This is a genomic window from Microcystis sp. M31BS1, assembly GCF_020245285.1.
Lineage (GTDB): Bacteria > Cyanobacteriota > Cyanobacteriia > Cyanobacteriales > Microcystaceae > Microcystis > Microcystis panniformis.
The window spans coordinates 24816-33774 of sequence record NZ_JADBVE010000345.1 but is presented as its reverse complement, the minus strand read 5'-3'; the positions used below and the strand labels follow the sequence as shown (position 1 = coordinate 33774).

The 8959-nt window shown below is 43.1% G+C and carries 9 protein-coding genes and 1 pseudogene; 6 read left to right on the top strand and 4 right to left on the bottom strand.

Features of this window, described 5'->3' with window-relative positions; all coding sequences use genetic code 11:
- The 3 genes and pseudogenes from IM509_RS19580 to IM509_RS19570 all read left to right on the top strand — a co-directional run.
- A pseudogene (locus IM509_RS19580) lies at window positions 1-122 on the top strand (IS5/IS1182 family transposase); the annotation flags it as partial.
- A 25-nt stretch (window positions 123-147) separates the two neighbouring features.
- On the top strand, window positions 148-417 hold the full coding sequence (locus tag IM509_RS19575) for a hypothetical protein (protein ID WP_249264841.1): 270 nt from the start codon (window positions 148-150) through the stop codon (window positions 415-417).
- A 63-nt stretch (window positions 418-480) separates the two neighbouring features.
- The gene (locus IM509_RS19570) at window positions 481-1194 is read left to right on the top strand and encodes a polysaccharide deacetylase family protein (protein WP_052276233.1); all 714 of its coding nucleotides are present in this window, start codon (window positions 481-483) and stop codon (window positions 1192-1194) included.
- Between the two features lie 337 nt (window positions 1195-1531).
- Here IM509_RS19570 and IM509_RS19565 read toward each other — a convergent pair whose 3' ends face one another.
- Together IM509_RS19565 and IM509_RS19560 are read right to left on the bottom strand one after the other, a co-directional pair.
- Window positions 1532-2014 carry a DUF29 domain-containing protein gene (locus IM509_RS19565; RefSeq protein WP_052278413.1) on the bottom strand — a complete coding sequence of 161 codons (483 nt, stop codon included), beginning with the start codon at window positions 2012-2014 and terminating at the stop codon, window positions 1532-1534.
- Between the two features lie 134 nt (window positions 2015-2148).
- Window positions 2149-2841, bottom strand: coding sequence for a Crp/Fnr family transcriptional regulator (locus IM509_RS19560; protein WP_052276234.1), 693 nt, complete (start codon window positions 2839-2841; stop codon window positions 2149-2151).
- A 474-nt stretch (window positions 2842-3315) separates the two neighbouring features.
- Here IM509_RS19560 and IM509_RS19555 point away from each other — a divergent pair, with 474 nt between their 5' ends.
- Together IM509_RS19555 and IM509_RS19550 are read left to right on the top strand one after the other, a co-directional pair.
- Window positions 3316-3504: a hypothetical protein gene (locus IM509_RS19555; RefSeq protein WP_002752772.1), complete on the top strand. Its 189-nt coding sequence runs from the start codon at window positions 3316-3318 to the stop codon at window positions 3502-3504.
- Window positions 3489-3785 carry a type II toxin-antitoxin system RelE/ParE family toxin gene (locus IM509_RS19550; protein ID WP_002737690.1) on the top strand — a complete coding sequence of 99 codons (297 nt, stop codon included), beginning with the start codon at window positions 3489-3491 and terminating at the stop codon, window positions 3783-3785. Before IM509_RS19555 ends, IM509_RS19550 begins: the two co-directional genes overlap by 16 nt.
- A 383-nt stretch (window positions 3786-4168) precedes the next feature.
- Here IM509_RS19550 and IM509_RS19545 read toward each other — a convergent pair whose 3' ends face one another.
- Entirely contained in the window at window positions 4169-5656 is a 1488-nt protein-coding gene (locus tag IM509_RS19545; RefSeq protein ID WP_052276235.1) for a GTP-binding protein, read from the bottom strand.
- Between the two features lie 143 nt (window positions 5657-5799).
- Here IM509_RS19545 and IM509_RS19540 point away from each other — a divergent pair, with 143 nt between their 5' ends.
- Window positions 5800-6708 (top strand): transglutaminase family protein, encoded by a 909-nt coding sequence (locus IM509_RS19540; protein WP_072924903.1) that lies wholly within the window; start codon window positions 5800-5802, stop codon window positions 6706-6708.
- Window positions 6709-7331: 623 nt separating this feature from the next.
- On the opposite strand, the gene IM509_RS19535 is transcribed toward IM509_RS19540, so the two are convergent.
- Entirely contained in the window at window positions 7332-8954 is a 1623-nt protein-coding gene (locus tag IM509_RS19535) for an RAMP superfamily protein (RefSeq protein WP_185237422.1), read from the bottom strand.
- Between the last annotated feature and the right edge of the window lie 5 nt (window positions 8955-8959).

Genomic DNA, 8959 nt, shown 5'->3' with positions numbered 1-8959 from the left:
TATTTAGAATTTTATCATCAAGATATAGGAATCGGAGACGGCGTTTTGGTCTGAGATTTAATTTAATCGCTGGCATTTACAACTATGAACTTGCTTTAGGCTATCATCAAGTAGCTGAATAAGACTTTTGCAGGAGGTCTAGTATGGATGTGGTTGATGATCATCCCGATTGTTCACACGGTTTTTATCTGGATTATCTCAGCTTTTAAGCTACCAGCATCCTATCGCTCGGCTCTAGGAGAAAATGCCCACCGGTTTGGTAGTTGTAATCAGCGTCTGGGATTAGCTTGGGCGATCGTGGCCACTACCCTATTTTTACCCGTAGTTGATATCCTCAGTTTTGTGGCCTATGTGGTTTTAATGATTATCTATTGGCAGAAACTCAACAAAATGCAGAAATATCTCCTACAGAAATAATCTTTCAGTCACTGGCCTGTAATTGCTAATCTTTGCTTCTCCTCTCATCCCTTACTTTCCCGAATGAGCATTGCCAAATTAATTATCTCGATCGTCGCTCGACTTTTTCCGGGGGCAATTTTCTATCAACCGACAGGAGAGAAAATTATCGCTCTTACCATCGATGATGCACCCACCCCCAACGATCCCGAAGGAAAATCCACCGATCGCATTTTAGCAGCGATCGCGGCTCATAATCGAGAAAAGGCCAGTCCAGCAACCCCCGTCAAGGCGACTTTTTTTCTGATTACAGGACACCTGCAACCGAACTCCACCTTGATTGAGTGCCTAATCGCCCAAGGTCACGAAATCGCTAATCACGGCACCCAAGATTTCCGCACCAGTCAACTGGCTGCCGGTGCTTTTGCTAGTCAGTTTCGGGAAGCTAACGATATTTTAAGTCGTCTTACCGGTCAAGCACCGCGCTGGTATCGTCCCGGTCAAGCCTTCTATAATCAATCTATGCGCTCGTTTTTGCGGAAATTCCCCGGCTACGAGTCCCGATTTGCTCTCGCTTCCATGATTCCTTTAGATACCAGAAAAGGAACGAATCATCCTCAATTTACCACTTGGTATATCTCGCAATTTATTTTCCCCGGGGCGATTTTAGTGCTTCACGGTGGTTCCCCCGAAAGAGATGAGAATACGGCGATCGTGCTGAAGAATTTATTAGCGAAATTACACGATCGAGGTTATCAGGTGGTGACTCTCAGCCAATTAGTTGATCACAAACGTTAAGTAGGGTTTGCGGCAAAAAGTTTTTCCTGGGGGCAGGGTGTAGGGTGTAGGGTGTGGGGTGTAGGGTGTAGGGTGTGGGGTGTGGGGTGTGGGGTGTGGGGAGTTTTCTCAGTGAACTGATAACTGATAACTGATAACTGATAACTGATAACTGACTTCTAACCCCACCAACAAACTTTTTCAGCAGACCCTAAATACACTAATATTGACATTCTCTAATCCGTACTACGAAAAGTATTGCCTAAAAAATACGGATGTTTATTGCCAGAGTGATTGCCCTTGTCTATAAATTGACATACTACTACTATGCTACTTAGTGAAGTGCGGAATGTGGGTCTTAACTAAGAAAAGGTGCGATATCGATGGGGAACCAATCTCCGTCTAATACTTGTTCGAGAGTTAATATAGACTCTAGGGGAATTGTATTTTTATCGACAATTCTCCCATCAATTAGGGTTTGTCTTGCGTCTGAATAGGCTTCCCCAAAGGAATTAAGGGCATGATTTTTCAGTGTTGGGGTTTTCATCTTTTTTTTCAGTTGCACTCGAAAAGCGGCTATCTCTCCTAGCCAATGACGCGCGTTTCGTTCTCTTTCCGTTGTCCAATAACTCAGTTTTAAAAGATGAATTAATAGTTGAGTTAATAAACTTTCTACGGCGTGGCGCTCGCTTCTCCCCATGCACTCTACTTCCTCGATCAGATTTTCCCAGTCCACTCTGTTAAACTCTTTTCGCTTTAAAAGTTCGGCGGTTTTTTCTGTCCAGAGAACAAAATCTTCCTCGTAGAGAACGGAGAGCGATAGCGGGGTTTGTGCGGTCATAATAGATTTCTGGCGTTGCTGATTTGTGATAGGAATCTTGTTGTGTGGGGTTTTTAAAACCTGGAGCCAAACTAACTTTTGGATAGGATGCACAGTTAGCATTCATAGCGTGAGTCAGCAACACCGCAGAAAAATTAATTCTGACTCAAAAATAAACTGGGCAATCCGATAAGATTATCTTGCTTAAAAAAGATCGAATTTTGTTGTCGCAATTTACCGATTAATCTTGTTACTGTTACTCTGGTAGTGCCGATGGCGCTGGCAATTTGAGCGTGAGTTAGGGGATAGGGGAGATAATAACCTTCCACACAGGGTTGACCGTATTCTTCCAATAATAGAACCAAGAACCCCATTAATCGATCGAGGGAGCGTTTTTGACCGAGAATACTCAACCAAAATAACTTACGCTGGTATTGATGGCGAAAAGTTTCCATAACAGCCGATCGCAATTGCGGCCATTTTTCTAGGTCTTCCCAGTATAACCAGACTAATTCGGTCTCGTCTAGATGAGCTTGGGCTTGTAATTGAAAGGGAAATTGAGAAACAATCTCAAAAGGTTGACCTGCACCCACAAAACCGAGAAATACTTCCTCACTATCGGCAATAGGTAGTTGACGGGGAAATTTTTGGTCGATAACGTTAACTTGTGCCTTACCAACAATACGAATCGCCCCAGATTCGACAAAGTATAACAGTCCGGGGCGCGTGGCTACTTTTTCATCTTTGGCAAAGGTATGGTTACGATAATGGGATTTTGCCCAGTTAAAGATTTCTGTTTCTTGACCGATTAAGGGTATAAAATCCGACGAAGGAACCGAAGAAGACATTAAAATTAATAACCCATTGGGGCGTTGAGGGAACTGTAAACTAATGTAACAAAAAATTTCTGCGATTGGGGGGGGGTCTTGTGGCCGCTAGATGCTTATTGGCAATAATCCCTAAAAGTTGCGGGGATTGAGCAGATAGGAGAATTATTAAGTATTCTTAACAGAATACCCGCCCCAATGTTACAAAAGCGAGATAATCACCCTATCTATTCTTAACTTTTTCTCGCTTTTCTGGGGACGATGGCATAAGATAGGATGCGTGACTATTAGTTTTCTATCTATGATATAGCGTTTCTCATAAAGATGAAGTATAAAGAAATTTGGCATTATCTCTTGGCGACCAGCTACTGTTAACCGTTCCCTGTTCCCTAAAACCAGATACTTCGTACCTCACTATTAAGATAACTGCTATAGATGATAGTTGATAGATAATTTAAATTTATACTTTTCCTTAAAAACTTCGGTCAAACTTGTATGAATAGCATTAGACAAAAAGTGGAATCCCTCTTGAATCAATTACCGGATGATTGTTCAATTGAAGATATTCAGTATCATTTATACGTTCTGGAGAAGGTGCGTCAAAGTTTGAGCGCGGCTTCTCTAGAGAATACAATCCCCCAAGAAGAAGTTGAGGGTCTTTTAAACAAATGGCTGATCGAGTGAATTATCGCCTTGTCTGGTCGCCCAAAGCAATTGAAGACGTGGATGCGATCGCATCTTATATTAGTCGAGATTCCCCGTCCTACGCGGCGGCCGTCGTGCGTCGAATTCTTGATATAAGCTATTCTTTAGAAAATTGTCCCCTAGAAGCGAAAAAATGCGCCGAATTTAGCGATGATACCATCCGAGAAAAGTCTGCCTATGCCTACCGTCTGATCTATCAAATTCAAGGGGCGGTAGTTATTATAGCGGCGATCGTCCATAGTAAGCATTTCTTGGATTGATCGAGTCAGTGGTCAGTTATCAGTGATCGGTGATCAGTTATCAGTTATCAGTGATCAGTGATCAGTTATCAGTGGTCAGATTTGAGTTTTCAGTTCACAAGGGCCGAATCTAAAACCCAATTTGTGGCTCTTCTGGTTTATGTGTGGAAACGAAGCCTATACTGATAGTTTCTTCGGCAAAATAGTCGTAAAAGTCCTTCTCAGTCAACATTTCACGATTCCATAAGCAAAAATTATCACACAAAGTCGAGAAGAGCCAATTTGTTAAGCTAAAAACTTTAATCTACTCAGTTTCTAACCTTCTTTTTAGGTAGGAGAATTGCCAGATTCTTTCTGGGAGCCTATTGCCTGTTGCCTCTTGCCTCTTGCCTTCAGTTCACTGATTACTGATTACTGTTTACTGGACGGCTACGCCGTGCCTTTGGCAACACTGAAAAGTCCCCCACCCCCAATTTTGAGCCTAATTCCCGCTTAATCCGGTTGAGAATCGAGGTTTCATCGAGGGAATCGAGAATACTGGCTACCACTGCCTTCGGGCCATCGGGTCCCCAGGTGGCCCCATTAGCGAGATAGGTTTTCGTCACTTGGCCGATCGCGTAACAGGATACACCGGCAACCCCCGCTTGAGTCAGGGCGATCGAAGTATAGGGAAGGATAGAAATGCCGCCAGTGGCAGGAATCGAGAGGCCGAGTAGTCCTTTTAGGGAACTTAAGCCCAAAACCGCTAAAAATTCGCTGGCACTAATACCCCCCATATTGAGGGCAATTTTTTGTAAAAGAGCGATCGCCCCCTGACGAGTTAAATCGATGCCGTATAAGCGAGAAAGAGCGAGAATCATGGCTAGATCGATAACTGCCCCCGTAAACAGATCCAACACCGTCACCGGATTCAGAGCGATCGCCGATGCTTTGATCATCACTGCTTTTTGAATCAATTGATTAGCGCCGCGATCACGGATAGCCATTTTGCGGGCGACAATTTGCTCGTTTACCTCGTCCGCATACAGCATAGAATTGAGTGCTACCAGCGATTTACCCTCTCGCTCTAGAATTTCCAAAATTTTGAGTTTCAGAGCTTCTATCTGGGGTTTTCCCCGAAATCGTTGCGTTTTTAGCCGTCCATCCTGCCCTTTAACCGTCTCCGCTAGGAGGGGAGAGGCCGCCACCATAACAATCTCATCGGGGGAGAGTAGTTCTTTCACCCGTTCTGAGGCGATTTTCTCATAGATAGCGAGGCGATCAACTTCCGGATACTGATCGATTTTATTAAAGACCAAAATCATCGGTTTTCCCGCTTCCCGCAACTTGGCCAGGGCGGAAAATTCCACTTTGGTCATATCACCAGAGATGATAAAAAGGATTAAATCCACCTGCTGCGCCACCTGACAGGCGAGAATTTCCCTCGTTTGCCCATCTACCTCATCAATACCGGGAGTATCAAGCAATTGCACCTGAGCATTACCCTGGCCGTTCAGGGTCAGACGCGCTAGATTAGGGAAAGTATCATCGCTGCTTAACTGCCAATTTACCCCTTTAATGGTGCGGGTAACTCCGTGTAGAGGACCGGTCGTAAAGATTTCTTGACCGACCAGAGCATTTAAAATCGAGGATTTTCCCCGGCCCACCAGGCCAAAAGCGGCAATTTGAATCAGGGATCGATCGAGTTTTTCTAGCAGGGCCACTAGGCGATCGATCTCCGCTTCTAGACCAATTTTCTCGATCGAGGTAAGATCCAGACGCTCAACAAGTTTGCTCAGAGAATTGCGTGCCTGATTATAGTTGAGTTCTTCTTGAATAGTGCCGACACCTCGAAGCGCTTGTTCTAGGTCTTCGGTATTCCAAGCTCGATCGAGGAACGGGTCAGAGGTCATTTCAGTTATCAGTTATCAGTTATCAGTTATCAGTGATTAAGTGGGTGGGTGTTAAAAATTGTCAGACACCCCCCTTATCAAGGGGGGATTAAGGGGCGATTTATCTTCAATTATAACCAGCTACTTTATTAAGGATAATCAGGATGAGTGTCATCTACGACTTGGAACACATCACCACCTATCATTATCGTAAACCGGTAACTTTTGGGGAACATCGGGCGATTTTTTTGCCTAGTGCCGGTCACGGTGAAAGAATTATCAGTTATTCTGTAGAAGCGAATATTGCCGCCAAAACGCGCTGGACTATGGATACTCTATCTAACAATGTGGTAGAGCTTGAATTTGCTGAACCAGCGTCAGAATTAATCGTTACCTGTCGATTACGGGCGGAACATTTTGGCTTAAAAGCGATCGCTGATTTTCCCCTCGCTCAACGGGCGATCGAAATTCCTGTCCAATATACCCCCGATGAATGGTTAGATCTAGTGGTGTTTATGCGTCCCCACGCTGAGGATGCCGACGGCAGCCTGGCAGCTTGGGCCAAAAGTTTTGTAGCGGGGGACCAAGATAATACCCTCGATGCCATGGCAAGAATGATGGCGGCTATCAAAGATAATTTTACTTACCAATCCCGGGAGAGTGAAGGAACTCAATCCCCCGGAGAAACCCTGCGGCTAAAGTCGGGAACTTGTCGCGATTATGCTTGGTTGATGATCGAAGCTTTGCGAAGATTGGGTTTAGCCTGTCGTTTTGTCAGTGGCTATCTCTACGATGCTGCCCTCGACGGTGGTGAAGTGGGAATGACCGGCTCTGGTGCTACCCATGCTTGGTTACAGGTTTATCTACCCGGGGCCGGTTGGCGTAATTATGATCCGACTAATCAAATTACCGCCGGCTTTGATTTAATTCGAGTGGCGATCGCTCGTCATCCCGGTCAAATCATACCTCTTTCCGGTTCTTGGTTTGGTGATGCTGATGACTATTTGTCTATGGATGTTAAAGTGACCATTCGCAAGCTGGGGACGCTGCCAGATTTTGATCCGAGGGAATAGGTTGAATTATCGGGTTTTTCCTTGACTGGTGATCGCAAAAAACGGGTTTCTCGAAGAAACCCGTTTTCTACTCATGCAATAAAGCGAAGATTGCCATTAGGTTCTAGCATTTTTATCGATTTTTGTCAAGATATATTTGACACAATTTATTAGAAAAAGGGTTTCTTTTAGAAACCCTTTTTCTGTTTTTCAACTAATACTATTTGACCTAATAGGTAAGGAATAAGAGTAGGGCTAATTCATGAATTAGCCCTACTTTTTTAGGTTCCAACTAATCCTATTTGACTTAATAGGTAAGGTCGAAAGGAACCGAAGCGTCACGCCAAGGCGATTCAAGGGTTTCCAACTAATCCTATTTGACCTAATAGGTAAGGAAAGAACGGTTATATGTCAAAATATACCGTTTCTAAACTGTTTCCAACTAATCCTATTTGACCTAATAGGTAAGGTGGGGTTTCCGGTCATTACGAACCCCGAGGCGATTGCGTTTCCAACTAATCCTATTTGACCTAATAGGTAAGGGATAAGGGTAGGGCTAATTCATGAATTAGCCCTACTTTTTTAGGTTCCAACTAATCCTAATGTGTAATTAATTTTGCTTAGGTAATTAACTGTAAACGGGATTATTTCGGCCAAAGTTTTTGAAATTTTCCCTCTTGACCATTATTCTCGTCTAGAAAACCTAGAAAATAAGCACAATCATCAGAGTCATCAGGAAAAATTGTTAATAATTCTAGGTATTGATGATTATTTTTGGGATACATTCGATGCCAAAGACAACCAATTTGATCGATACTTCCTGTCACCGAGGTTTTATAGATACTTAAATTATCCAGTTTTTGATAGGCTTTATGAAGCCATTTTATGGCTAGGGAATCATCTTTATCTTCGGCAATTCTTCCCCAAGCCTCGACATTTTTAGGATGCCAACTTTCTCGCCAGTTAGCACTATTATCGGGAGTTCTGAGGATATTTTCTTGTAAGGACATCCATTGTTTAGCAATAGTGCGAACATCTTTGATAAAGGGATGAACATGAGTTAAATCTCTGACTTTATTATCGTTGATTAAAGAACTTTTATCCCCCCATTGCCAATGACAGCCAATTAAGGGTTTATTGGGATAATAATCCTCATAAAAAATACTATGATCTGCTCGTCGCCATGATTTACCAAATCCTCCTAATAACATGGCAAAACGAGTGAGAAAACAAATTAATTTTTTTAAGCATTTTTGCTGGTTTTCGGGGAGAGATTGGGATTGGGTGAGAATCCAGCGTAATTCTCCTGTTACTGTGTAGGTGGGTTCGTTGTAACCCTTGGCAAAGGTTCCTAACTCTAGAGATTTGACACAAAAATCGACCGCTAGTAAACCTTGGCTTGCTTCTCCGTCAATTCCTCCAAATAGCTGATTAACTAACTTTTCGGCATTTTTAGCATCAGTTAAACCGCCAAAAATACGCAAGGCATGACCGCGAATTGCTCCTCGAAAAATATTGGGTCGAAATTCCCTTGCACCATCGAGGCTTTTAGGAGCCATTCCTTGGCCTTTCAGAAAACATTTATATAAAGGTTCTTTTGAAGGTTTAATGTCTTTTGGCAAGCCGTAACCGCTACTAACACGGCATCCTAGACCAGATTCTAAAGCTCTTTCCCAGATAGTCCAAATCTCCTCCCAATCGGGTTGTTCTATTGAGGTAGAAATGCCAAATTTTAGGGTAGGTTGATAGAGAGAAATTAAAGCAAAACCACTTTCTCCACTGGGTTTTTGTCGAGTGTTTGGGGTTTTTACTTGCCATCCCTGTTGCGGGTGAACAATATCTAAAAGATTTTCCGTCCAATCATTAACGGGATAACCGCCATGGAAGCGCAAAAGACTAGGGTTATCGCTATCTTTTTCGAGGTGATAACGTTGTTTTTGTTCGGGGGTGCAAGCTTGACAAAAGGCTCCTTTCATGCTGGAACCGGGATAAAATGGTATGCCATAAGCACCCATTACAGGCCGAATTATTCCTTCATCTTGTCCCCCATTAGTGACAAATCGCCATGATATTTGATATTCTTTGGTTTTTACTTCTTGACCAAATTGGGGAGGATTTTCATCGACTCGTTCTATCCATTCTTTTACCCATTTTTGGCTATCATTTTCATCTTTTTTAGAGTCAATATATTGTAATTGCGATCGCCCTTTGGTTTGTGCGCGAAACATCAGGGGGATTTTGTCACCAATATCGGGAATATTAACCATATAAT